The organism is Colwellia sp. Bg11-28 (assembly GCF_002836245.1).
GTDB lineage: Bacteria > Pseudomonadota > Gammaproteobacteria > Enterobacterales > Alteromonadaceae > Colwellia > Colwellia psychrerythraea_A.
Window position 1 is genome coordinate 1,734,326 of record NZ_PJBA01000006.1, and the last position, 26,445, is coordinate 1,760,770.

At 38.0% G+C, this 26,445-nt stretch carries 22 protein-coding genes; 13 read left to right on the top strand and 9 right to left on the bottom strand.

The annotated features are described in order from the left end of the window. Window positions 1-90: 90 nt before the first annotated feature. The 3 genes from infB to rimP are packed head-to-tail and all read right to left on the bottom strand — an operon-like array spanning window position 91 to window position 4,779. Window positions 91-2,760, bottom strand: a complete 2,670-nt coding sequence (gene infB, locus CXF79_RS14795; protein ID WP_011043022.1) for a translation initiation factor IF-2 — start codon at window positions 2,758-2,760, stop codon at window positions 91-93. A gap of 21 nt (window positions 2,761-2,781) precedes the next feature. Then, the gene (nusA, locus tag CXF79_RS14800) at window positions 2,782-4,275 is read right to left on the bottom strand and encodes a transcription termination factor NusA (protein ID WP_011043021.1); all 1,494 of its coding nucleotides are present in this window, start codon (window positions 4,273-4,275) and stop codon (window positions 2,782-2,784) included. Window positions 4,276-4,323: 48 nt separating this feature from the next. Then, window positions 4,324-4,779, bottom strand: coding sequence for a ribosome maturation factor RimP (gene rimP, locus CXF79_RS14805; protein ID WP_101155838.1), 456 nt, complete (start codon window positions 4,777-4,779; stop codon window positions 4,324-4,326). Window positions 4,780-5,345: 566 nt separating this feature from the next. Between rimP and CXF79_RS14810 the strand changes: the two genes are divergently transcribed. The 12 genes from CXF79_RS14810 to CXF79_RS14865 all read left to right on the top strand — a co-directional run bounded on the left by CXF79_RS14810 (window position 5,346) and on the right by CXF79_RS14865 (window position 20,320). Continuing rightward, entirely contained in the window at window positions 5,346-7,250 is a 1,905-nt protein-coding gene (locus CXF79_RS14810; RefSeq protein ID WP_101155840.1) for an EAL domain-containing protein, read from the top strand. 201 nt (window positions 7,251-7,451) lie between these two features. Continuing rightward, complete coding sequence (gene rsxA / locus CXF79_RS14815; RefSeq protein ID WP_011043018.1) at window positions 7,452-8,033, top strand: electron transport complex subunit RsxA; 582 nt, start codon at window positions 7,452-7,454, stop codon at window positions 8,031-8,033. 1 nt (window position 8,034) lies between these two features. Further along, entirely contained in the window at window positions 8,035-8,604 is a 570-nt protein-coding gene (gene rsxB, locus CXF79_RS14820) for an electron transport complex subunit RsxB (RefSeq protein WP_011043017.1), read from the top strand. Between the two features lie 6 nt (window positions 8,605-8,610). Then, window positions 8,611-10,977 carry an electron transport complex subunit RsxC gene (gene rsxC / locus CXF79_RS14825; protein ID WP_101155842.1) on the top strand — a complete coding sequence of 789 codons (2,367 nt, stop codon included), beginning with the start codon at window positions 8,611-8,613 and terminating at the stop codon, window positions 10,975-10,977. 71 nt (window positions 10,978-11,048) lie between these two features. Next, the gene (gene rsxD / locus CXF79_RS14830; protein ID WP_011043015.1) at window positions 11,049-12,110 is read left to right on the top strand and encodes an electron transport complex subunit RsxD; all 1,062 of its coding nucleotides are present in this window, start codon (window positions 11,049-11,051) and stop codon (window positions 12,108-12,110) included. Beyond that, window positions 12,110-12,889 (top strand): electron transport complex subunit RsxG, encoded by a 780-nt coding sequence (gene rsxG / locus CXF79_RS14835; RefSeq protein ID WP_198560067.1) that lies wholly within the window; start codon window positions 12,110-12,112, stop codon window positions 12,887-12,889. The genes rsxD and rsxG overlap by 1 nt, the downstream gene beginning before the upstream one ends. Further along, window positions 12,879-13,670 carry an electron transport complex subunit E gene (locus CXF79_RS14840; RefSeq protein ID WP_232769189.1) on the top strand — a complete coding sequence of 264 codons (792 nt, stop codon included), beginning with the start codon at window positions 12,879-12,881 and terminating at the stop codon, window positions 13,668-13,670. Before rsxG ends, CXF79_RS14840 begins: the two co-directional genes overlap by 11 nt. Window positions 13,671-13,808: 138 nt before the next feature. After that, the gene (nth, locus tag CXF79_RS14845; RefSeq protein ID WP_101155844.1) at window positions 13,809-14,480 is read left to right on the top strand and encodes an endonuclease III; all 672 of its coding nucleotides are present in this window, start codon (window positions 13,809-13,811) and stop codon (window positions 14,478-14,480) included. A gap of 115 nt (window positions 14,481-14,595) precedes the next feature. After that, on the top strand, window positions 14,596-15,921 hold the full coding sequence (locus CXF79_RS14850) for a site-specific integrase (protein WP_101155846.1): 1,326 nt from the start codon (window positions 14,596-14,598) through the stop codon (window positions 15,919-15,921). After that, the gene (locus tag CXF79_RS14855) at window positions 15,914-17,560 is read left to right on the top strand and encodes a hypothetical protein (protein WP_101155848.1); all 1,647 of its coding nucleotides are present in this window, start codon (window positions 15,914-15,916) and stop codon (window positions 17,558-17,560) included. The genes CXF79_RS14850 and CXF79_RS14855 overlap by 8 nt, the downstream gene beginning before the upstream one ends. Then, on the top strand, window positions 17,557-19,890 hold the full coding sequence (locus tag CXF79_RS14860) for a hypothetical protein (RefSeq protein WP_101155850.1): 2,334 nt from the start codon (window positions 17,557-17,559) through the stop codon (window positions 19,888-19,890). Before CXF79_RS14855 ends, CXF79_RS14860 begins: the two co-directional genes overlap by 4 nt. Window positions 19,891-19,900: 10 nt before the next feature. Beyond that, window positions 19,901-20,320 carry a hypothetical protein gene (locus tag CXF79_RS14865; RefSeq protein ID WP_101155854.1) on the top strand — a complete coding sequence of 140 codons (420 nt, stop codon included), beginning with the start codon at window positions 19,901-19,903 and terminating at the stop codon, window positions 20,318-20,320. A 475-nt stretch (window positions 20,321-20,795) separates the two neighbouring features. On the opposite strand, the gene CXF79_RS14875 is transcribed toward CXF79_RS14865, so the two are convergent. After that, window positions 20,796-21,338, bottom strand: a complete 543-nt coding sequence (locus CXF79_RS14875; protein WP_101155856.1) for a hypothetical protein — start codon at window positions 21,336-21,338, stop codon at window positions 20,796-20,798. An 83-nt stretch (window positions 21,339-21,421) separates the two neighbouring features. On the opposite strand from CXF79_RS14875, the gene CXF79_RS14880 reads away from it, so the two are divergent. Continuing rightward, window positions 21,422-21,724, top strand: a complete 303-nt coding sequence (locus CXF79_RS14880; protein WP_101156360.1) for a helix-turn-helix domain-containing protein — start codon at window positions 21,422-21,424, stop codon at window positions 21,722-21,724. A 46-nt stretch (window positions 21,725-21,770) separates the two neighbouring features. On the opposite strand, the gene CXF79_RS14885 is transcribed toward CXF79_RS14880, so the two are convergent. From CXF79_RS14885 to CXF79_RS14905, 5 genes are all read right to left on the bottom strand, one after another. Next, window positions 21,771-22,541, bottom strand: a complete 771-nt coding sequence (locus CXF79_RS14885; protein WP_101155858.1) for a hypothetical protein — start codon at window positions 22,539-22,541, stop codon at window positions 21,771-21,773. 195 nt (window positions 22,542-22,736) lie between these two features. Then, window positions 22,737-23,366, bottom strand: a complete 630-nt coding sequence (locus tag CXF79_RS14890) for a phytanoyl-CoA dioxygenase family protein (protein ID WP_157825885.1) — start codon at window positions 23,364-23,366, stop codon at window positions 22,737-22,739. Beyond that, window positions 23,359-24,021: a hypothetical protein gene (locus tag CXF79_RS14895; RefSeq protein WP_157825886.1), complete on the bottom strand. Its 663-nt coding sequence runs from the start codon at window positions 24,019-24,021 to the stop codon at window positions 23,359-23,361. The genes CXF79_RS14890 and CXF79_RS14895 overlap by 8 nt, the downstream gene beginning before the upstream one ends. Window positions 24,022-24,025: 4 nt before the next feature. Beyond that, window positions 24,026-25,144: a hypothetical protein gene (locus CXF79_RS14900; RefSeq protein ID WP_101155864.1), complete on the bottom strand. Its 1,119-nt coding sequence runs from the start codon at window positions 25,142-25,144 to the stop codon at window positions 24,026-24,028. Next, on the bottom strand, window positions 25,126-26,295 hold the full coding sequence (locus CXF79_RS14905) for a glycosyltransferase family 4 protein (protein ID WP_198560068.1): 1,170 nt from the start codon (window positions 26,293-26,295) through the stop codon (window positions 25,126-25,128). Before CXF79_RS14905 ends, CXF79_RS14900 begins: the two co-directional genes overlap by 19 nt. Between the last annotated feature and the right edge of the window lie 150 nt (window positions 26,296-26,445).

Sequence of the window (26,445 nt, forward strand, 5' to 3'; positions counted from 1 at the left end):
GGTTCAAATATAAGGCGGAAGCACGAAGTTGACGCATGTCAATAAGTACTTCCAACGCAATAATTGTGCCTACTAGCAATGAGATACTAGTTATAACGAACGCTTAATTTCGATGGTTTCAAAGACTTCAATTTGATCACCAACACGTACATCATTGTAGTTCTTAACACCGATACCACACTCAGTACCGTTACGAACTTCTTGTACGTCATCTTTAAAGCGACGTAATGATTCAAGTTCACCTTCGTATATAACAACGTTTTCACGTAATACACGAATTGGAGCGCTACGTTTAATAACACCTTCAGTAACCATACAACCGGCAATAGCACCGATTTTAGGCGATTTAAACACGTCACGTACTTGTGCTAGACCAATGATTTCTTGCTTGAACTCTGGCGCTAACATGCCGCTCATCGCTTGCTTAACTTCTTCGATTAATGCGTAGATAACACTGTAGTAACGTAAATCGATGTTTTCTGATTCAATCACTTTACGCGCAGAAGCATCGGCACGAACGTTGAAACCAACAACAATAGCATTAGATGCAGCAGCTAATGTAGCATCTGTTTCAGTGATAGCACCTACGCCAGAACCGATGATTTTAACTTTAACTTCGTCAGTAGATAACTTAAGAAGTGAATCACTGATTGCTTCAAGTGAACCTTGAACATCTGACTTAATGACAACATTAACTTCTGAAATATCGCCTTCAGCCATACTAGCAAACATATTTTCAAGTTTAGCTTTCTGTTGACGAGCAAGTTTCACATCGCGGAATTTACCTTGACGGAACAAAGCAACTTCGCGCGCTTTCTTTTCATCTTTTACAACAGTCGCTTCATCACCTGAAATTGGAACACCACTTAATCCGATAATTTCAACTGGGATAGATGGACCTGCTGATTGAATAGTTTTGCCATTTTCATCGCGCATTGCACGAACACGGCCATATTCTAAACCACAAAGTACAATATCACCTTGCTTCAATGTACCTTCTTGTACCAATACAGTTGCTACTGGGCCACGGCCTTTATCTAATTTAGATTCAACCACAACACCATTTGCCATTTTATCTACAACAGCAGTTAGCTCTAATACTTCAGATTGTAACAATATAGAATCAAGTAATTCGTCAATACCTAGACCAGTCTTAGCTGATACATGACAGAATTGAACCTCACCGCCCCACTCTTCTGAAAGAACGCCGTGTTGTGATAATTCACTTTTAACACGATCTGGATCAGCAGACTCTTTATCCATTTTGTTAACGGCAATGATAATAGGCGCTTCAGAAGCTTGAGCATGTTGAATTGCTTCAATTGTCTGTGGCATAACACCATCATCTGCAGCAACAACAATCACTACGATATCTGTCGCTTTTGCACCACGAGAACGCATAGCAGTAAAGGCAGCATGACCTGGAGTATCCAAGAAAGTGATCATACCATGACCAGTTTCTACGTGATAAGCACCAATATGCTGAGTAATACCACCCGCTTCGCCGTCAGCTACTTTTGCTTCACGAATGTGATCAAGTAGTGATGTTTTACCATGATCAACATGACCCATAATAGTAACAACAGGTGCACGAGTAATCTCTTCACCAGTATCATTACGGTCAGCAAGTACTGCTTCTTCTAAAGCATTTTCTTTAACAAGTACAACTTCGAAACCCATATCTTCAGCAACAAGTGCTGCAGTTTCTTGGTCAATTACTTGGTTAATGGTTGCCATAGCACCCAATTTGAACATTGCTTTAACAACTTCAGCGCCTTTCTTAGACATTTTATTTGCTAATTCAGCAACAGAAATTGTTTCACCGATACGAATATCTTGTAATTTAGTTTCAACAGGTTTTGTAAAACCATGTTTTAAACTTTGTGGTGAAGACAAAGTTTTACCTTTACCACGGCCACTATTACGACCACGAGCATTACGATCTGGCGCTTTTTTCTTCTTACGTCGACGGCCACTTTCATCAGCAGAGTCACTTTTATCTTCCGCTTCTTGTGCGTAGACAGAAGACGTTAAATGTACAACTTCTTTTTCTTTTGCTTTACGTTCAGCTTCTTGTTCTTTCCAACGACCTTCATTTTCTTCAGCAAGCTTTTTAGCTGCTTCGGCCGCTGCTGCCGCTTCTGCTTCAACTTTCGCTAGCGTTTCTTTTTCTTGTGCTAAACGAAGTTTTTTAGCTTCTTCTGTCTCAGCTACCTTTTCTGGTGCTTGTTCAACATTTTTAGCTTTTTCTACAGCCGCAATTTTTGCTTTAGCTGCTGCTTCAATTTTAGCTTCAGCTTTACGCTCAGCTTCAACTTCAGCTTTAGCTGCTGCAACGCCTTTCTCATTTTCGGCTTCTTTCGCTGCTGCTTCTGCTTTCGCTTTGGCATCTGCTTCAGCTAAAATGGCTGCTTCAGCTTCAGCTTTCGCTGCTTCTTCAGCTAATTTTTCATCTTCAACTTCACTACGCTTCACGTAAGTACGTTTTTTGCGAACTTCAACATTAACCGACTTAGCTTTACTTCCGTGACCCATGGTCAAAGTAGACTTAGTTTTACGGTTTAAAGTGAGTTTGTTCGGTTTTGCTTCCGACTCATCACCATGTTGTTTTTTAAGGTGGCCTAATAAGGCTTCTTTTTCATCTTGCGAAATAGCATCGGTAGCCGATTTATTCACGCCTGAGTCAGCTAATTGAGTGACTAAGCGATCCACCGGTGTTCCGATTTCTTTGGCAAGTTCTGCTACAGTTATATCTGCCATCTATATTATTCTCCGGTGTTATTATTCTTCGTTAAACCAACAAATGTTACGCGCAGCCATGATTAGCTCGCCCGCTTTGGTTTCATCTAATTCTTCAATATCGCTTATTTCATCGATACCCTGTTCAGCTAAGTCTTCGAGTGTGCGAACACCACGACTTGCTAAAACAAATGCTAAATGACGCTCTAAACCGTCAAGGTCAAGTAAGTCTTGAGCTGGCTCAGACCCCTCTAAAGTTTCTTCGCTAGCTAACGCTTGTGTCGTTAATGCTTCTTTAGCACGTTCACGAAGCGCTTCAATGATCTCTTCATCAAGACCATCAATATCTAGCATTTCAGCGGTAGGAACATAAGCAATCTCTTCTAATGAAGTGAAGCCTTCTTCTGCTAGTAATGTGGCAAAATCTTCATCAAGATCTAACTTATCAATAAACAAGTTTAATACTTTATCGTTTTCTGCCTGATGCTTCTCTTTCATGTCAGCAACAGTCATTACATTGAGTTCCCAACCAGTTAACTGGCTAGCTAAACGAATGTTTTGACCACTACGGCCAATCGCCATAGCTAAATTAGCTTCTTCAACGGCAATATCCATAGTGCCTTTGTCTTCATCAACAATAATTGAAGCGACTTCAGCAGGTGACATAGCGTTAATTACATATTGAGCAACGTTGTCATCATATAATACGATATCAACACGCTCTCCACCTAACTCGCCAGAAACAGCTTGTACACGTGAACCACGCATACCAACGCAAGCACCAACAGGGTCTATACGCTTATCATTACTTTTAACGGCAATTTTAGCGCGAGAACCAGGGTCACGAGCTGCGCCCTTAATTTCTAACATCTCTTCGCCAATTTCAGGCACTTCAACACGGAAAAGCTCAATGAGCATTTCAGGTTTAGTACGGCTTAAAAATAATTGCGCGCCACGTGCTTCTGGTTTGATTTCATACAACAAACCACGTACACGGTCACCCGGACGAAATGTTTCGCGTGGTAACATGTCATCACGGTAAATAACGGCTTCAGCATTATTACCTAAATCAACAATAACACTCTCACGACTTGCTTTTTTAACAACACCGGTAACAATCTCACCTAAGTGCTCTTGATAAGCTTCAGTCACTAAAGCACGTTCAGCTTCACGTATCTTTTGAACGATAACTTGTTTAGCTGTTTGCGTAGTTACACGGTCAAATTTAACTGACTCAATTTGATCTTCAGAATAATCGCCTACGTTCAATTCAGGAGCATCATATTGCGCTGCTGCTAAACCAATTTCTGCGTATGGGTTTTCCATCGGTTCGCCATCTTCAATGATCAACCAACGACGAAAAGTATCAAATTCACCACTTATACGGTCAATGCTGACACGTACAATGATGTCTCCTTCGTATTTTTTCTTGGTAGCTGTTTCTAAAGCAGTTTCCATTGCTTCAAAAATGCTTTCTCGTGGTAATGCTTTTTCATTAGAAACCGCATCAACAACCAGTAATATTTCCTTACTCATGCTACTTAGCCTTTAATTTATGTTAACTGTTTTTGATCTATTCAAGGTTTAAAACTTTGCGACAAGATTCGCTTTATCTACGTTGCTGATAGCTAATTCGTAATCGATGCTATCAACTTCTACTATTAAGGTATCGTTTTCAATGGCAACTAATGGCCCTTTGAACTTTCGACGACCATTTAAAGGCATCGAAATTTTTACATTAATAGTTTCACCAATGACTTCTTGAAAATGTGCTAATTCAAATAATGGTCGATCAACACCTGGTGATGAAACTTCTAAGCTGTATTCACTACTAATAGGATCTTCTACATCTAATATTGCACCAACTTGACGGCTTACTTCCGCACAATCGTCAACATTAATGCCATTTTCATGGTCAATAAACAAACGTAAAACTGAGTTGTTGCCTGCACTGATATATTCAATGCCATGCAAAGTTTTACCAGTTTCTTCAACTGCAGGTCTTAATAAGTCAGTTAGTTTTTGCTCAAATTTAGCCAAGCGTTTTCTCCTGTTACTCTGCTCTCATGATAAATACATAAGCAGCATAGTATAAATTTTAGATATAAAAAAAGGGCACATAGCCCAACGAGATTTTTACTGTATTTGTCTATAATTACGTAATTTATCCGCGTAAAAAAACAAAAAAACCCCAAATCAGGGGCTTATTTCACTGTTTTCCCCCTAGATTAAACAAAAAACGATTTAATCTGGTTATTAATAGCTAAACTACTAATAATATTAATAAGAATATAAACAACATAAAACATGTTAATTTATTCAGTGACATCTTATTAAGCTCTATTGCGGCAAATTATATAGTGGCTCGACAACAAGCGCAAGAGGGATTAAGCATTATCCACTAGAAAAGTAGATTATTGTGCAAAATCTGTCTTATCAATATCGAGGAAATATTTGCTAAAATTAATTTATATTTTACAATATGTTAGTATTGCCCTTATAATGCAGCTATAAATATGACTATCATTTCATATAAAAAATAGCACTGATTTCTACAGTATATCTATTACCCTCGATAGATTTCTAACGGAGCATTTAATTTCATTATGTATAAGTTTTCTAAGTTATTTATCAAAAATATATTGTTTGCGTTAGTTTTCATAATCGCTTTAGGTGGCATTGCATTTTTCTTGCTTTCCACTTATGTGAATCAGCAAACGCTTTCGCAACAAAAAACCATTCAAACTATTAGTCAACAATTTGTTGCCGATGATATTCCTGCACAAGAGATCGCTACTACGTTGTCGGCTGTTTTAAAGGCCAGCGACGATTACCAAACCTTAATTATTAAACGTGATTCTCTAATACTCGTTAATTATCAAAATAATTATATTCATCCTCTCGATTCTTTTTTAGCACAACGTAAAACAGTCTCGGTAAGTGAGTTTAATTTACAAGTTCAATACCAATTAGATTTTATCGGAATAATTAATTTTTTAACGCAACTGTTTATCGGTGTTATTGCGTTATCAATTATATTTGTTTTTATTTCAGCAAGATTGAATTATAAATTACAATTAACTATTTTTAGTGTGATCAGCAAGCAAATTGGTAATGAACTAGCAAAAATTAATAATGCCGATTTCATTACCAAGGAACAGGATAATCAACAACTACTTGAGATTCCTGCTTTAGAAGAAGGTATTGCCGAAATCAAGACAATGATGACAGAGCAATTTAATAATACAACCAATCTAGAAATAGAAGCCCATGTAGACAGCTTAACGGGCATTGAAAATCGAAATCGATTTGTCCAATTTTATGAAAACGAAATTGTAAATGACAGCCCGGTTAATTTTGGTGTTCTTCTAATTACTCGTTGCTCTGAGTTACAGACCATTAATCAAATCCACGGTTATAGCTCAGGTGACAATTATATTGTAAGAGTGGCCGAGATAATAAAAACGGCTTTGATTTCAAGACCTACGGGGAAGATTTTTCGTCTCAACAGTTCCGATTTTGCCACTATATTACCTAACGTGAAGCTAAAGCTAGCTGAAGACTATGCCAGTGAGTTAACAATTAAGTTTAATGACTATCAGCAAGTCAATGAATTAGATTCTGTGGCCTTCACAGGCTTAGTCTATTTTGATAAATCCAAGCCATTAGGTGAATTATTAGCGCTAGCCGATACCGGAGTCAGTGTTGCTCAAACACAAAAAGTAAATTCATGGTATTCGCAAAAAGATATTGATATTTTAAATGATAGCAGCGCAAACTATGGCAATCAAAACTGGCGACAAGAGATAGATAGTGTATTAGCTGCTGGTCGCATCAGCTTATTATTACAGCCAATCCAACCAAGTGGTCGTAATACTCGCGTTTATGGAGAAATATTAGCGCGTTTCCTTAACGCTAACAATGACATGTTACCTACAGCAACATTTATTGCTATGGCAGAAAAACTAGACAAAATAACCGATGTAGACCGACTTATCATAGACACGGCCATTAAAGAGATAACCAGCAAAAATATGCTCGACAGTAGCTATGGTATTAATATTAGTCCTCGGAGTATTAACAATGAGCACTTTATGATCTGGCTAGAGCGTAAGTTATTGCGCGAACCAAGTGCAGCCTCTCGATTAGTGTTTGAAATATCAGAACTAGGTCTTCAACAAAATATTAAAACGGCTAAACGCCTAGTTGACATGCTACACCGTGTAGGCTCAAGAGTGACTGTAGAGCGATTTGGTGTAGGCTTGACTTCATTTAAGTTCTTCAGAGATTTAACACCTGACTACATTAAAATGGATAGTTCTTATACTCGTGATATTGACGATGATAAGAACAATCAATATTTCTTACGCTTAATGGTAGATTTAGCTCACAGACTTGGCATTAGCGTATTAGCTGAAAGTGTCGAAAGCCAAGAAGAAAAGCACACATTAGAAAAACTCTTTATCGATGGTTGTCAGGGCTATTATGTTGGAAAACCTGCACAATTATAATTAGTCTTACCCCTTTGTATTGCTTGAAGCCGAATGTATCATAAGCATTCGGCTTTTTTACAGAAGTAACATTTGTTATTTCAAAGCAAAGAAAATGAATAAAAGCGTAATACCCTTACTGCCGGTGTGTTGTTATATAAACTAAAAACACGGATAATAGCGGCATAATTATCGTAAATAACCTAATGACCTTTAAAGTAAATGACTGATTATCTGTTACTTCTCGTTGGCACTGTACTCGTAAACAACTTTGTTTTAGTACAATTTCTTGGCCTATGCCCTTTTATGGGTGTTTCGTCACGTACTGAAACAGCTATAGGCATGTCATTCGCCACTGTTTTCGTCATGACTTTAGCCTCTCTACTGAGTTATTTAGTTACCACATATCTGCTTGTACCACTAAACCTTGAATACCTAACCACCATGAGTTTTATATTGGTGATAGCCGTCGTCGTACAATTTACTGAAATGGTTGTTCATAAAACCAGTGCTAGCCTTTATCGCTTATTAGGTATTTTCTTACCCTTGATCACCACAAACTGTGCGGTCTTGGGTGTTGCCTTGCTGAATTTAAGGTTACAACACGGCTTTTTTGAATCAATTATTTATGGCTTTGGTGCTGCGCTAGGTTTTTCATTGGTATTAATTATGTTTTCTGCCATGCGTGAAAAGTTAGCCAATGCCGATGTACCTGCACCTTTTAAAGGTACTGCTATTGCAATGATAACCGCAGGTTTAATGTCATTAGCATTCCTTGGTTTTACCGGTTTGGTGAAAATTTAACATGAACATCCTTATTGCCATCCTTGTTTTAGGTAGTATTGCTGCCGTTTTTGGTGCCCTATTAGGTTTTGCCTCCGTACGTTTTAAAGTTGATGCCGACCCCATAGTTGATCAGCTTGATGCACTACTTCCTCAAACTCAATGTGGCCAATGTGGCTACCCTGGTTGTAAGCCATACGCGCAAGCCGTTGCTGATGGTGAGGCTATTAATAAATGTGCACCTGGTGGTGAAGACACTATCAAGAAAATAGCAGACTTAATGGGCGTTGAAGTTCAACCTATTGATGATAGTCATGTTAGCGGTGATGCTCCAAAAAGTAACCGACCTAAAGTTGCTTTTGTTATTGAAGAAGATTGTATCGGTTGCACTAAGTGTATACAGGCTTGTCCGGTTGACGCCATTATAGGCGCAGCAAAACAAATGCATACCATTATCATAGATGAGTGTACCGGTTGTGACTTATGTGTTGCTCCCTGCCCTGTAGATTGTATTGAAATGCGTGAATTGCCAGATACTATTCATAATTGGCAATGGGATTTAACCAGTATTCCAGTAAAGCAACTGGATTAGGAGAATATGGTGGAATCAGTAATAGAGCGTATCACGCGTGGAAATTTTTGGGATTTTCATGGTGGTATTCATCCCCCTGAACAAAAGTTTCTAACGTCGAATAAGCCAATCAAGCATCTTGCTTTACCAAAACAGTTAATTATTCCACTGCAACAGCATATCGGCCGAGAAGGTGATTTACTCGTTAGCATCGGTGAACATGTACTAAAAGGGCAAGCGCTAACGTTAAGTACTAATCCTATGGTAGTGCCAATTCACGCACCTACTAGTGGAACAATCAGTGCAATCAAAATGTCGGTAATAGCTCACCCATCTGGCTTAAGTCAATTGTGCGTATTTCTTGACGTAGATGGCGAAGACACTTGGCGTAAAAGAAACGTTTGTGAAGATTTAGAACAGCTATCTAACCATGAAATAGTTAAAATAATTGCTGATGCTGGTATTGCTGGCATGGGTGGTGCTGGTTTTCCTACCCATATAAAAGTAAGCAGCAAGCCCGATATTAAATTTCTTATCATTAACGGCGCAGAATGTGAGCCCTACATCACCGCTGATGATTTATTAATGATGGAACAAAGTAACGCCATTGTAGACGGCATAAAAATTCTTGATAGACTGTTGACCCCTACCGTTATTTTAATTGGCATAGAAGCCAACAAACCCAAGGCTATTAAAGCGCTACAAAAAGCCACCGCTGCTATTGAGAAAATCAAAGTTTGCATCGTGCCTACAAAGTACCCTACGGGTGGTGAAAAGCAACTGGTTCAAATTCTAACAGGTCAAGAGGTCAAATCAGGTCGACTGCCCATACATGATGGCATTGTGATGCAAAACATTGCTACGTGTTTTGCTATTAATGAAGCGGTTAGGCATGACACTCCCCTTATTCGTCGTGTTGTTACGGTAACTGGGCAAGCATTAAATAAACCGCAAAATGTTTGGGCATTACTTGGTACGCCAATTAATTTCTTGCTTGAGCAATGTAGTGTTGAAGGTATTGAGAATCAAAAGCAACCGGTGATCATGGGCGGTCCTATGATGGGCTTTAGTGTATCAAGTGAGCTTGTCCCTATTGTTAAAACCAGTAACTGTATTTTAGTACCCAGCAAAAAAGAAATGCCGAGTGCTTTTGAAAAGGAAAGTAACGAGGTTGAATGTATTCGTTGTGGTCAATGTAGCGATGTATGTCCAAGCCAATTACTTCCGCAAGAGTTGCAATGGAGCGCAAAAGCTAAAGATTATTCACAATTAGAGAAACTTAATTTACGTGATTGTATCGATTGTGGTGCCTGCGCCTATGTTTGTCCAAGTCAAATTCCTCTGGTGCATTACTATCGTATTGCTAAAGCTGAAATACGTGAGCAGCAACAATTAGACTTAAAAGCAGAAAAAGCTAAGATTCGTTTTGAAGCACGTAAATTACGCTTAGAAAAAGAAAAAGTAGCTCGACAAGAAAAACATAAAAAAGCAGCCGCTGCACGTAAAGCAGCTATGAACAAAGCAACACCAGAAGCCACCGGAGCTAAATCTGCGGTTGCTGCAGCACTAGCGCGTGTGAAAGCGAAGAAAGCCTCAAAAGATCAAAGCCAAGTAAGCACATCTGACTCACAAAAGGATTTGCCTGCAGATTCCGCTGATGATCAAAAATCTCAAGTCGCCGCTGCTATTGCCAGAGCTAAAGCTAAGAAGAAGCTTAAAGAAGAAGCCACTCAGAAACAGTCAGGTAGTGATAGTATTGTAGATAGTGCAGTAGAAGAAAAGCCTGCTTCAACTGAGCAAGTTGGCACTGATGATAAAAAAGCAAAAATAGCAGCCGCTATTGCTAAGGCCAAGGCTAAGAAGCTCAATAAATCTGCTGATGCTTCTGACTCAGAAAAAATGACTGAAGATACTTCACCTGAAAAGACAGTAAGCACTGATGATAAAAAAACAAAAATAGCTGCCGCCATTGCTAAGGCCAAGGCAAAAAAACTCAGTAAAGCTGCTGAGGTTACTGACTTAGAAAAAGATACCAAAAATAGTTCACCTGAACAGACAGCAGGTTCGGATGATAAAAAAACTAAAATAGCTGCCGCCATTGCTAAGGCAAAAAATAAAGCGATAGCAAAAGCTAACGTAGAGACTATTATCGAAAAGAAAGTAGAAGTTAACGAAACAAGCGTTCTTACTTCTACGGACAACTCAATAAAAACAGATAGTAAACCCTCAAAGCCAGAAAAAATTGAACAAGAGAATACTGCTGAAAGTGAAAGTAAGCCTGTTGCCGCAATCGATAAAAAAGCAAAAATTGCAGCTGCCATTGCTAAAGCTAAAGCGAAGAAAAAACTAAAAGAAGCCAGTACAGTTGAAGAAAATGACCAAGATGGTGTATAAGGCATGAGTAAAGACAAACAAACTCGAATAGAAATTTATCAGCGAAACAACCCGACGAGTCGACATAATTAATGGCATTTTGGATAGCAAGTTCACCACATAACCATAACCACACGAAAACACCTAACTTAATGCGTTTGGTGATATACGCGACCCTACCTGGCGTTTTAGCCCAGTGGTACTTTTTTGGTTGGGGAAATTTAATTCACATTGGCTTAGCCATGACAACCGCGATTATTTGTGAATTTACCGTACTGTCATTGCGTAAAAAGCCTATTTCCCATGAATTATTTGATGGTAGTGCACTCTTAACAGCTTTGTTACTCGGCATCTGTTTACCGGCATTAGCGCCGTGGTGGATCACCGTTATTGGAACAATGTTTGCTATTGTCATTGTTAAGCAGCTTTACGGCGGACTTGGCCATAACCCATTTAACCCTGCCATGGCTGGGTATGTCATGTTATTAGTATCTTTCCCTTTACAAATGACACTCTGGCAACCGCCACTAACATTAGTAGCTGTGGATCTAAACTTTACTAATACATTAACAACAATATTAACGGGGTTTACCGTTGAAGGTTATTCAGTAGAACAAGTACGCACCAGCATTGACGGTATTACGATGGCAACACCGCTTGATACGTTAAAAACTAACACAGGTCTAGGCTTAACTGTCCTTGAAAGCATTAAAAATCCGATTTTTGGTGAAAACCTTGCCTTAGGTTGGGAGTGGGTAAATGCTGGATTTCTGTTAGGTGGACTATTTCTTATTTCAAGAAAAGCTATTGCTTGGCAAACCCCGATAAGCTTTTTATTAAGCTTATTTATCTGCTCTTTTATCGGCTATAGCATCAGCCCAGACAGCAGCGCTTCTACTATGTTCCACTGGTTTTCTGGTGCAACCATGCTAGGTGCATTTTTTATTCTGACAGACCCTGTTACCGGTGCTACCAGTAATAAAGGACGTATCATTGTAGGTCTACTTGCTGGCTTATTGGTTTATTTAATCCGCACTTCAGGTGGTTATCCTGATGGTGTTGCTTTTGCTATTTTACTTTGTAATATGTCTGCACCCTTGATAGATCAGTACACTCGTCCTCGCACCTATGGTCATTTGAAGGGAGATAAGTGATGTCTGATAACACTGACTCGTCACAAGGGAAATCTGAGCCTGAAAGTTCAGAAAATAATAATGATAAAACTAGCGTAGATAATTCGGTAAAGTCACCACTGACTATTGCCATCTCTAAAAACACCAAAATTCTTGCGCTCTTTGCTATTGCTTGTACTTTAGCAGTTAGTTTAGTCAGTGAACTGACTAAAGATCGCATTAAAGTTCAGGAACAACAACAGCTATTAAGAACATTGCATAGCATTATTGAACCAAGTCGTTATGACAACGACATCGCCAATGATTGCATTATGATGAGTGCGCCTGAACTCGGCTCAAATAAAGTTAAAACCGCCTATATTGCGAGAAAAGCAGGACAAGTTGTTGCCGTTGCTATAACTAGTACCGCGCCACAAGGCTATAATGGTAATATTGATTTTATTATGGCTATTAACAATGACGGTTCAGTCAGTGGTGTTCGAGTGCTCAAGCACCAAGAAACCCCAGGTTTAGGTGATAAAATAGAAATTAGAAAAAGTGATTGGATCAAGAGCTTTACCGGCAAACGAATACTTTCAGAAGATGATAGTCGCTGGGCAGTTACTAAAGATAACGGCATGTTTGATCAATTTACTGGGGCGACCATTACGCCGCGTGCTGTAGTAAAAGGCGTTAAAAGCACGCTAAATTACTTTAACCAACACAAAGGCAGTTTAATACCTCGTCCAAATGCCTGTGGCGAAGCCTTATCAACAACTAAATCGATATCACCAATTAGCGAGGCTGCTAATGAGCAATGAAATAGCACCACCAAATAGTAATGACGCTGATATTACTGACAACACTGATGAGCAAGAAGCTGCGGCAGTACTTAAAGCTGAACGTAAGGCAGAGTATAAAGAACTAGCCATACAAGGTTTATGGAAGAACAACCCTGGCTTAGTGCAACTGCTTGGTTTATGTCCTCTACTGGCCGTAACATCAACCGTGACCAATGCATTAGGTCTTGGCCTTGCCACCATGTTAGTACTCATCTGTTCCAATATTACCGTGTCAGCAATACGTCACTGGGTACCTAAAGAAATTCGTATACCCATTTTTGTTTTGATTATTGCTGCCTTTGTAACTTGCGTACAATTGCTAATGAATGCCTTTACTTACGGCATCTATCAATCATTAGGGATATTTCTCCCGTTAATCGTGACTAACTGCGCCATTATTGGTCGAGCTGAAGCCTACGCATCAAAAAACCCAATCAAACAATCAGCCTTTGATGGGTTAATGATGGGATCAGGCTTTGCCATTATCTTAATTTTACTCGGTGTAATAAGAGAAATCCTTGGGCAAGGAACACTTTTTGATGGTGCAAATTTATTACTTGGCGACTGGGCTAGTGTCCTTCGAATTGAAGTAATGCAACTCGATAGTCAATTTTTATTAGCTATTTTACCCCCCGGCGCCTTTATCGCCATGGGGATTTTAATTGCACTTAAAAATGCTATTGATAGCCATATAAAATCCAAAAAAGCAGTTGATACTGAACAAGTAATAGAGAGAGTTCGAGTAAATTTTGACTCTTAATCTTAAACATTATTAAAGATTAATAACGATATATACGTTAACAATAAAATAACTCTAAAGTTTAAGCTTCGATATGGCTCACATATTAGACCTTATATCTAGAGCTTTGCATATAAGATAAAATAAAAGAGTCAGGCCATGAATAAAGAAAAACGCATAGAAATGTTAACTCGGCTGCGAGACGAGAATCCAGAGCCAACCACAGAACTAAACTTTTCTAGCCCGTTTGAATTGCTCATTGCCGTTCTACTCTCAGCCCAATCAACTGATGTTGGGGTTAATAAAGCGACTGCCAAACTTTACCCTGTTGCCAATACGCCTCAAGCCATTTTAGATCTTGGCCTCGATGGGTTAAAAAGCTACATAAAGACTATTGGTTTATTTAATACCAAGGCACAAAACACCATTAAAACGTGTCAAATGTTGGTCGATTTACATGGTGGTGAAGTACCAGAAAATAGAGCCGCACTAGAAGCACTGCCCGGCGTTGGACGTAAAACGGCTAATGTGGTTTTGAACACTGCTTTTGGCTGGTTAAAAGATAATGAAGGTAACTACTTTTTAGCGGTAGATACTCATATATATAGACTTGCTAACCGAACTAAATATGCCCCAGGTAAAACCGTAGATCAGGTTGAAGCAAATATCATAAAACTAACACCAAAAAAAACAGAGTTTATGTTTAACTTACACCATTGGTTCATATTGCATGGGCGTTACACCTGCACAGCCAAAAAACCAAAGTGTGGCTCTTGTATCATTGAAGATTTATGTGAGTACTCTCCACCAAAAGAAAATGTAAAGAAATAAATCTAATAAAACCTAAGCACCACTAGAGACTCTTGATTGAGTCTTTTTTTTGCCTTTACATAATATACCCTACAACTTATGATAGATAAACAAATAACCAACCTTTAACTATGTAATGAATAAATCAAGCAATAAAGTGCAAGTGAAGATTTATAGAGATACTGCGGGGCACCCATTCCCTCTAGTTGTCCGTAACGGCGTCTTTCCTGCTTGCTTGTATCTCAATGCTTATCTGAATGGAAATCACAACTCGCCATTATCTGAAGGCAAAGGAAGAAATACTGCCCAAGCACCTGCTTTTTTCACACTCAAGAAATATGCTTACGAGTTAAAACGGCTTTATTGCCACTTTGATCTCAATGGTATTGATCTTGTTAAGCGTGTAGCGAGTGGAGAGTTCTTTTCACGAGAGGAAGTCGATGGCTTTGTTCGAGCGTGTAAGTTTTATGCCAATCAGGAATCTCCCCAAGAGAATTCAAGTGTAACTAGTATTTCTGACAAACGTATTAGAGATGCTATTCATGCGACAGCCAATAGCTGCCCACAAGTGTCTACGCATACTTTTAGCCAACTCCTAATTCGCTTGAGGGCTTATATCGTGTATCTGTATATTTGCCACCACTATGACCAAGCACCTAGCAATCAAAAAGTAAAAACTGATGACCAATTTAATAAGTTCACACTTTATATTAACTCATTTATTTCAAGCACTAGAAATAACAACACAATAACAAAGGATGCCTTTGAGTCGGCTATCCCTGCTGATAAATTCTTCCGTTTACTTGAGATAATCAAGGAAAGTTCATCTGATAACCCGTTCAAATCTAGTAAGTTAAGAAACCAGATCATCATGCAAACCCTAATTGATTCAGGGGTGCGTATCGGTGCGCTTTTGAAACTAAAAATCAGCGATCTTGTAGATGATTGGGGGAATCCAAGATTTCTTATCACTCGAACACCAAATGACCCAAGCGATACAAGGTTAGACCCTGCGTCCAACAAAACCAAAGCGCTGTCCGTATCTATTTCGTCAGATTTAATGAAGCTCATCAAGCTATATATATCAACCGTAAGAGCAACCTATCCGAATGTTCACGAGCATGATTTTGTCTTCATATCAGAGAAAGGACAAACATCAGGTCAGCCTTTAACTTACAAGTCTATGCACAAAATAGTGAAAAAATTTGGCTATACCATCAACCTCGAATTGCACCCTCACAAATTGCGACATAAATGGAACGAGGTATTTGAGGACAAGGCGAAAGCAAAAGGCTTCACGCCAGAGAAAATTGAAGATTTGCGTAAGTACGCAATGGGCTGGGTTGAAGACTCGGCTATGGCATCGGTCTACAACGAGTTCCAGTTAGCAGTCACTGTCGCTGAAATTTCATCGAAAAACCAAAGTAAATCAGTGCCCAACCTCAGAGGTAATCATGAATAAAAATCAGCTAGCGACTCTAAAAAAAGAGTACAAAGAACAGCGATATTTTTCAGGGAAAACAGAGGGGTACTCCTTTGATTTTCTCTCCGACGAGTGGGTAGTCGGATACAAAGAAACTCTATATCTGGATTGGATGAATGAGTTGGATATGGAAACCTTTATTGATTTAAGGTTGGTAATAGCGCATGCAATCAAGCATTCTGTTTTTAGTTCAATCAGGGGTTATGCCTCTACCCTAAAGATTATCATTAACCATCTCAATGTTTATGCGTTTAAGGCATGGTGGTTAACCCTTGATGACCATAAGAAGAGAATCAGGGCTACATTAAGCTTCTTTTCTAGGCGCAGCGAGGGGTACCAGTCGACAGTACTTGGACCTCTGTATGAGTTCGTAAAAGATGAAATTTTAGGTAACAAGAATAAAATAACAGGCATCCTTGATGATAAAACAGGCGCTTACAGTGACGTAGAGCATAACAATTTGTTAGAGGCGCTACGAATTGAGACTTTACAGGCTTTGGAGGGTAAAATGCTACAGCGTAAGTCCTTTATACGCTTAAGAAATGTTATTGCATGTCAGTTAATGGTCGCGATAGTAAGACGACCTACTCAACTCGTACAAATCAAATGGTGTGACCTTTTACGCGTTGGTCAAGAATTTAAGTCCCATAAAGAAAGTGACCGAGATTGGCAACCTGTTACGCAACATCTCTTTTCAGATGTTGAGCAATTTCACCTTCGAACCTTCAAAGGCAAAGATGGTCAGTTTCGTGGTAATGCAGAATCACGCTCACATCGCTTAAGCCCTGACTTATCAGAATTATTATTAAGATACTACCAAGCCTATGAAATTTACCTCTGCCATTCACTGTACCAACACAATATCACCCTAACAGATGAAGAAGTGAAAGAGCTAATGAGGCGCTTCCCTCTGCTGCCAGACCTAAGTTTATTTTCCTCTGAGTTTCATTCAAAATCAGAACTGTTAAGCACGGTGAGTGACACATCAAAAGCGCATCATCAAACCCCAGACTCGCTCGGAAAAAGTATCGCCTATTTATTTAACTCAAAGCTCAATGTAAAGAGTGACAGATCACCCAGTAAGCCATTGAAACTCAGTAATAATCGGTGGCGACATACACAGTTAACACTGGCAATGTGGATAGGATTAAGCCCTGCACAAATTGCAGCAATCACAGGGGTTACAATTGAAGCAATCATGCCTTATTTAGACCTAAAGGCTCAAGAGCGAGTCAAAATAGACCAAGCTTACGCAGGAAATAGCATCATCCAGCGCTTTGATAATACATCGATTAAAGAGTTGCAGAAGCACAGTGATTTTAGCATCAAAAGTCCCTTCGAAGAAGAAATTGGGCATAAGCTCAACCCTGCTAACTGCTCTAGCTGCCAGTCAAAAGGAGGCGCACCAATGGCGTGTTATCCGTGTGACAACTTTAGGCCACTGGAAACTGCTAAACACCAGCAGTATCTTGACAAAGCGGAACAAAAACTGGCTATCAATAGCCAATCTGGACACCCTGCCACCGTGAAGCGACTACAGACGGTGATTGTTTACATAAAGGCAACCATAGCGGTTTGCGAAGAAAGAAACACACTAAAGCTCGGATGTGATAAATGAACACATTGAACCGCTATATAGCAAACCAACGTGCTTACGTGACAGAAAAACAGAAACAGCCTTTAACGGGTTTCACCAATCAAAAGAGTGAGCAAGCAACGTGGGTGGATATTGCTATCACCTTCACGAATTCACAAGGTATTAAAGTTAATTTCTTATTCAACAACCAAAATCAACCCAATGCTAGATTTGGCTCCACGTTAACGCAGGACGATAGATTAGATGCAAAAACACATCATTTGCTCATTGCCTACACGCTCGATGTGTTAAAAGAAAAAACAACCAATGGCCATAAAAAAGAAAAAGTCAGCACTGCCAAACGGTTTCTATCTGCACTTGATGATAATGTTTCCTCTGCCAGTCTCGATGAAACTCAGGCTGCCATAGATAGCATGAAGTATAGCGCTCCGCTCTCCTTTTTTTTCGCCTGGCTGCATCAACATAAAATGATTCCTGCCAGTTGTAGCCCGTCAATCACAAAAACAGTAAATATCATAAGAAGCAAAAGTGGTGATGATGCATTGGAAGCTGAGCAAAGCAAGATCCCTGATGAAAAAGCGCTACTGGCGTTGGGAGCTATCTTTAAAGATATTATTCCGCCTTACGTAAATATAGACGACAAAAGTGACATAAGCACTTGGCAAGCACTAATACACGTAACGCAACATCATAGAGATAGCTTCACCTGCACGATGGCAGCACTGGCAATGGCATCCCCCAACCGAGTCGCAGCAGAGCAGATTCTGTTAACTAAGCAGCGCCTACAAAGCCACACTGAAGAAGTAGATGGAAAAGATAAAACGGTTTACTACCTGAACTGGCGTGGCTCAAAAGGGTTTAAAGATTATCAAAACCATATTAATGCTGAAATGGCTGAAAGTATCGATAGAGCATTGCAGTACACGGCGATGACAACGGAGCCAGCAAGAGCGTTAGCACGATTCTACATGAAGCCTTCCTTAGCCTTAAAAGACGTACTTGGTGATTTTCAGCCAAGCACAGAAAATATGACTGCGCTCATACCAGCAATGAACAAGCCTACAAACCTGATACATCTTGGGCTTCTACTTGACTTTTTCGATGGCACAGATAAATGTATGAGAGTCACAGCAGATACCAAGGGAGCTATTGGTGTATCAAGTGGTAACCAATTCCCTATATTCATTAAACCCATCGTGGAATTATCTGCATTTGATAAGCTCATTTTCATGAGCCACTGCCCATACGCACGCTCTCTGACAGGTTCAAATTGGATAAGTAAGCAGCAATCTGAAAAATTTACCGCAGGGAAAAAAGAATTGACCGTTGCTGAGTTTCAAAATCACACCATTGCAATGAACCAATACAATATCACTGGATATAACAAAACATATAGAAAGCGTGTGGACTATGAGAATGCCTTATTTACCTATACAGATTATCAATTAAACAGTCAAACTGGCTCACCCTTTATATTGAAACCTATCGCTTCATTAGGAAACATCTTTGCTAGTGATTGCAAAAGAAATAATGGAAAGACAGTCAAATCCATTTTTGAGAGACATGGATTTTCATCGAATTTTGCCATCACACCACATCAATTGCGACATTGGCAAAATGATTACTTGGCTAAAAAAGGGTTACCCCACCAACTCATAACTATGTTGTCAGGTCGAAAGTGTGCAGAGCAAACTCTGACCTACATCCACACGACAGATGCACAAAATTCTTCTGTAATTAGTGATATCCTCTATCATGAGGAAGCTGAGGAAGCTGAGGAAGAGGTGCAAGAAAAGGTCGGCATGCGCCTACAGAGCAAGCAGCAATATGATGCTGCAACAGACAATTTAAGCCCAACATTCGTACATGAAACTGGGTTTTGCGTTCAAAACTTAACACTATCACCTTGTACTTACATGACCGAATTTATGACGCAATGCGCTTTGTGCCCATCTTCATGTCACATTGCACACGACAGCAAAGCCATTGAATTATTAAAGAAAGACTTACAGGTCCAAATGCACAATTTAGAACAAGTTCAGGGAGCTATTAACTTTGAAACAAGTTCAGGAATGCAGGAGTGGTATGAGACACATTACAAGAATACTTCCATGATAAAAAACTTGATTGAGGTACTTTCTGATAAATCCATCAAAGAAGGGAGTATTGTACGATTTTTAACACGCTCAAATGTCATGCGAATTACTGATTTAAAGACCAAGACAGTGACTGAAAATAAACTATCGCTACCTAATTCAAAAGAGGCACTTCAAGCTGCTATAGAAGCAAAAGCTAAACCAGCTAACGATTCGGCTAAAAATAATTTTTTAGGCTTTTTAGGGACAATATAAGGAAATACACATGGCAATTAAATCATTAGATATAGACCAGCAAATATCCATTCAAGCCTTAATTAGAAGCTGGAAAGGAAAGCTCACTTGGGAATTATTGGTAACCAAAATTGAATCTAGCCTTGCGATCACTACCTCTCGACAAACGCTCGATAAATATATCAATATCAAAAATGAATACAAAGAGAAAAAATTCTTACTCAAAGGGCAACCTGTTTCTTCTGACAAAACCGAGCTTCTTTTCTATCTTCAAAAGGATATTGATTTAGCTGAAAAAGTGATTCAGCTAGAGGCAGAACTAAAAGTGGCAAAAGATGAAATTGGCTACCTACAAACCTTTATTCAAAAGATTGTAAGTATTGGTCAAAGCAATCCTAGTGTAATGTCTATTTTTAGTAAGGTGATGCAAAATATTGAATCAGAAAAATAATTTCCTAAAGAATTTAGCTCAAATCTAAACTGCTACAATTAATGCTTCTTTTGCTATTTCTAGAAAAGGCCTCATAAATTGTTTATAACTAGGTATCATTCCTTGTCCTTCTACTTTTCTATCCACGCTTCTAAATCTACTGTTTTAAACCTCCAACTACCTCAAATTTTGAAACCTGGAAGTTTTTTATCAGCAGCTAAGCGGTATGCTGTCTTTTTAGTAAGTTTCAAATACTCACCGACCCCTTTTAGGGTTATGAGGAAGCTTTAAAATAAATGCATATTAAGATGCTATGAACAAAATGCAGGAGTTGTCAGTAATTGTCAATTTAATTGGACTTAAATCGCTTTAAATCAGCACATTAATACAATGTATTACAATAAGAAAATTTAAGTAGAGTTATTCGAAGATGAGAATTAATTAAGGTACTAATTCGTACCTTAATGTGATCAATCAATAATTGATTATAAAGTTTTTATGAATTTATAATATTTTCAATCGCTGCGATTTTCCCTATAAATTGAGACCGTTTATGTTTAGCTAAATTTAGTTTTAGCTTTAAAGTATTTAAAAGCTGTGGGTATTGATTCACGCACCTTTCATACTCTTCAGTCTCTGCTGTGCTAACAACTAAAAGCTCCTTATATTCTACAAGCTTACTTTCTAATACAAATTTAAAATCGACTTCATTAGTATCTTCTCTATTCTCTTTACACTCACCCATTAAAAATATATTTTTAAATTTTTCTGAATGATGATATCTGATATTTCTTGTGTATTTAGTACCGTTTTTAATTAAATAACCATCATTTACTAATTTGTAAACTTGTCTATAAATAAATGTTCTAGCTTCAATTTCAGTTTTGTAGTCAGTAAATTCAACCATATAGGCATTTTTCAATTCACTAATTGAAAAGTTATTTATTCTTCTTTGCGCTAACAGCACGTAAATACTTTCATTTAAGTTGCTCATATTCATACTCAAAATACTACCGGTTTTATATAGCCATCCTTGCACTTAGGATTCCTAAGTATACAATAATCTAATAAACTTAGAAAATCTAAGTATTCAAGGTACTTTATTAAGATGATTCATTGGAAATTTCGATTAACCCAATTCCTAACCGCATCAAGAGCGCTAGAGTTAAGAAAAATATTTCTCAAAAAGAGTTGGGCATTAGGATTGGCTTGGATGAAAGTTCAGCCAGTAGCAGAATGAATCACTACGAAAAAGGTCGACATACGCCTGATGTATTAACATTAAAAAGGATGGCTGATGAGCTAGGAGTCCCTTTAGCTTATTTTTTCTGTGAATCTGACCTTTCAGCCGAATTAAATTGTTTAATCGACAAATTAAGTGAAGAAGATAAGATTCAGCTATTGAAAAAGCTAAAAAAAGCATAATCACTTAACCATATGCAAAACATGACAATTAAAAAACACCATTAAGCTACAAAAAGCTTGGCTTAATATAACTCACAAAATATTCATTTTGTTTAGATTCACTTGGGGTTATTTGCAAGTATTTGGATTGACTTAGCCATTTCTTTAAGTTGCTCTTTCCTTGACCTTGATAATGTATTTGATTAGAAATCATATAGACACCAAGAAATATACTACTTACAGGTTTTTTATTATTTTCTATATATCGTTCAACCTTTAATAAGTTTTGATTTACTTCAGCCCTCTTATCGCTACTACTTAACAGACTATTAATAGAAGGTTCCGAAATGAAGTGATTTGTGAGGTCCTTGTCCGAAAGTATTATGCAATTATTTACCCTATTTCTTAACATTAATGATAATGAGTTATCAACTGCAATAATTATGGGCTCTTTACCCATTTTATAGATGTAATCGATGGTTGCTCGTCCGAGTTCGCCGTCTCCTGTTCCTAGAATAACGTTAAGACAGTCAGGTTGGGCTGCAGCATATAAAGATTCCGCTAAGAAGCAAAAATCATCGCTATGGGGATTAAATTCTTCACTTGTAGAGCGGTGAACGACATCCCAGCCTAACTGAAGAAAGCTTTTTTCTAACCGCGGGAATTTGATTAGATCTATGACAATGGTTTTTTTTAAAACCTCTCCTAAATAGTTAATTTTTTCTTCCAGTAGTCGAGCTAGAGAGTTAAAAAATGTCATGTCCTCAGGAAAGGTTCCTGCAAATTTTCTAAGTACTGATATAGCTATATTTTGACCATCAACAATCACGTAATTCACAATAAGACCTTATAATGATGAGTTGTAAAGTAATTATCATAAGTGAAATAAATATTTGAATTTTCGTTTTATATTTTTTAAGAGAATTAATTTAATTAGCACCTCAAACATCTGCAAAATAAAATGCCGTTATTTAGGCAACGGGCCAGCCTAAATACTAACCAATTGCCAAATTCCTCTTTAAAAAAAATATAATCAATTATTCAAAGGCACTTGAAATGATTGATAAATCATATGGTCGAATTCAGCCGTTAGTGACTCACATGACTTAAACTCAGTAAAAACCATATCGCGATTTCGGTTTGTTTCATTAGAGCCACCACGATGCCAAAGTGCACTTTGGAACAAAATAACATCTCCAACAGTTGAATTTAAAATTACTTCAGCGTCATAGCGTTTATCATTAAAACACGGGTGAGGTAATGTTTGTGTTCGTGGTACAACACGCAATGCTCCATTAGTATTATTAGTATCTGACAGCGGTATAGCCACTATAATAGGACACGGTATAATATTTACACTTGCGTCTTGGTGCCAATTACTTCCTTTATAACCAGCATAAGAGCTTCTTAACCAAGAGCGGTTTAATAAAAACTTCCCGCCAAAATACCTTTTCAATACACATTCAACGGTGTCATGAAGCATTGATGTATCATTAAATATCTTACTGCTGGTATCATAAAATGCGGTTTTAGAATCATTAGCGGCAACTTCTGTGTTTTGTAGTTTCAATGCAACTTCCTTTAGCTTTGAAACATAATTGGGTTCTATCACTTGTTCCAACACACAAAAACCATTAGTAATTAAAGAGAGTAAATTATCCATAGTTATAAACCTCCGACAATTGAATAAAATAATGTTCATTACTCGCCCAAAAAGCCTTCAGAGCCTCAGGTAAATAGTTGCCATTTTTAAAAGTATTAGCAGTAAAGTAATTTATTAAAATGATCAGCTCTTCTGGTTCATGCAGCTCGGAAAAAAGCTCATGACCTATATCGGCTAAACCCACAACTTTCGAGTCAAGAACCTCTTCCCCATATGGCTTATCGGTTGGTGTATCACACCAACCGATAAAATATTCTTGAAATCCTATAGATGGAAACGGCAATCCAGATTCAGAATTAATACAAACTTTACCTGGTGGGTTATATATAACCTTTGCCCCAACTTCTTTAAACCAAAGCAACTTTGCACCTGATTCTTCGCTCACTTCTCTAACAATAGTTTCGTAAGCATGTTCAAAATCGTCCTTTTTAAACATTTCACAGCGACCGCCAGTAAACTCCCAGCCACCTTTAATCGTTTTAGTTAAGACTAAGCCCGATTCACAAAACAGTAAACAAATAGCTGATGTTGTGGAGGCACCGCTTGGTCGAGTACCCCCTGTATATAACTCCCAAGTTGCACCCCAAGGCCAACTTCCCATCAAGGCCGCTTCTGGTTCACCATAGGGGTTAATAGATTTATTTAAAATAGTCATATCTTTACCTCGATAATATAATTGCTTGATAACCATTTGAAACAACTTTAAATTGTCTCAAATGTTGTAAATCACTGGGACTAATACTAAAACATCGAAAATAATTACGATGTTCAAGTACAGGAATATGTTGCTTAGAATGTGATAATAAAAAACCAGTGTGGGTGTTTATAACGGTTGTCACTAAGCCTTTTTCAACACGTTGTTTTATAACGTCGAACTGTAATGGAAGCTTTGTTGTTTTATTGACAAACACCAAAGGAGCTAATGAAGTAACTTTTTTATCTATGTGAAGGCTATCCACATCAATAAATTCATCTGCTGCTATGGTTTCTTCAAATTGACCAAAAACAAAATTAGTTTTTATTACATTAGGCGAGTAAATACTATATTCAGAATTACCCATTTGATAATAATTAAAATCTAAAGGAATAGGACGTAGCTGAATCAAATAAATAGAGTTATTCGCGATAAATCCTTCGACATTAAACTCAAATCCTAGCATAGCTTTAGCTTGCTTTAATGTAGGGATAAAGCTCTGTATGTTAGAAATAAAACTCTGTCCCAATTTAGTACTACTTTCACTTGTCGACTGAAAGTACTCAAGATTTCCGTTTTCATTAAACCTATATAAAAATGTATTTCTATCCAAAACCAACTCAAACAAAATACCTTCGCCGTCATAATGAAGAATGAAAAATTGCTCTTCAGAAACAAACGCCTGAAAAATAATAGCTATAACTTTATCTTCCTCATGGTAAACCAACTCTTGATGACACTGCCTTAATGAGTTGATATTTAGATACAACGATTTGCCATTCGAACTATTTTTTCCCCGTGCTGACATAATTGAGAAGTCATCAATCGTTGTCGATGTTTTAACAGAAAATTTTGCCTGAACACCAAAATGGTAACTAGGGATTACATCCAGGCAATTCTGCAAAAACTCATCAACATCTGGCGAATACTTAACGACAAGAGCTAGAGGAACAGTCAAACTGGATAACTCTAAAGCCAACCAATCTAACGCTTTTAATCCCATAGCCTTACCGCCATATTCCTCAAACACAGATTTATTTAGAATATGTTTTGAGGATTTATTTTCTAACCAGCTTTTTGACATGATTTTTTTCCTTGTATTGTAGTGGTAGTGGTAGTTAAATTGAAAAAATTTGTATAGCCAGAATGCCAACTAAACAGGCTAAAACACTGCCATCGGTTGACTAACGTTCGAATACGCATAGGTCTTACTTCTGCAGCCGCTTTCTTTAATGCATTAGTTAAACTAGTACAGCCAGAACGAGGTGAAAACTGCCAACCAGACTTTAAAGCATTAAAAATTTCGTTAGGCCCATAGCAATCAGGCATAACTGCGGGTACTCCTAATTCAATGGACTCCATCAACGACAGACCTAGAGGTTCATATTGACTTGCCAATACATACACATCACTACTTTGTATATCTTTACTAATAACATTAGCGTCTTTACACCAAGGCAGTAATTTGATGCGGTGCGCAAGATCATGGTTTTGAATAAACTTTCGCATATCACTCTCACGTTTCCCCTGCCCTCGCATAACCAACTGAGTATTGTCTGACAACATACTGAAGCTTTCTAACAAGCCCATAACGTTTTTGTCATCAGTGAATCGGCCGTGGTAGTAGTAGGTTATTGGTGAACTAGATGGGGCGATAGAGGACAGCCCGTGAGGTTTACTCATACCGCAACGAATAACATCTATAGGAATATCTTGATTAATAAATGGCGAAATAGAGCGTTTAACGTTTTCAGCTAAACAAATAACTCGACTTGAGCTCTTCATCATTTGAACTTGACGCTCATGGATAGCTAGTCGTTCAGCATTTAATTTCCCTTGATACTCTTCATACTTAAAAGCATGAATAAAACTAATAAGGGGGATACCTAATTTGTTACAGAGTGCAATTGCCAATTCAGATAGAAACCAGTCGTGGCAAACTATGCAATCAAACTCTTTATAAGCAATTAACTCAATTAGGTCGCTAAGGAAATTTTCACAATTCCAGTCAACTAAAGTTTCTACCTTGTTTGACTCCTGCTTAATTTCAACGATTTCAAATCCAGTATCAACACAAACTCTCGTATAAATATCAGTATTAGCATTGTATTGAAAAGAAATAACAGTCATTGCATGGCCGTTTAATTTTGCTTGTTTAGCAAATTCAAAAACCACTTTATCGATACCACCTTGTTTATTAGGTGGATAAGAAGGTGTTAACACTAAAGTTTTCATCATCAATCCCCGAACCAAATATTAATAAAAACATTGCATTTTGTTGCAACGCAAAATAAAGGTAACGAATCTTAATTGACTAAAATTTATAAAAAGATATTTCCAAAGAAACCTCAATTTAATTTTAGCCAATTCGAATCGAGGTTTAAT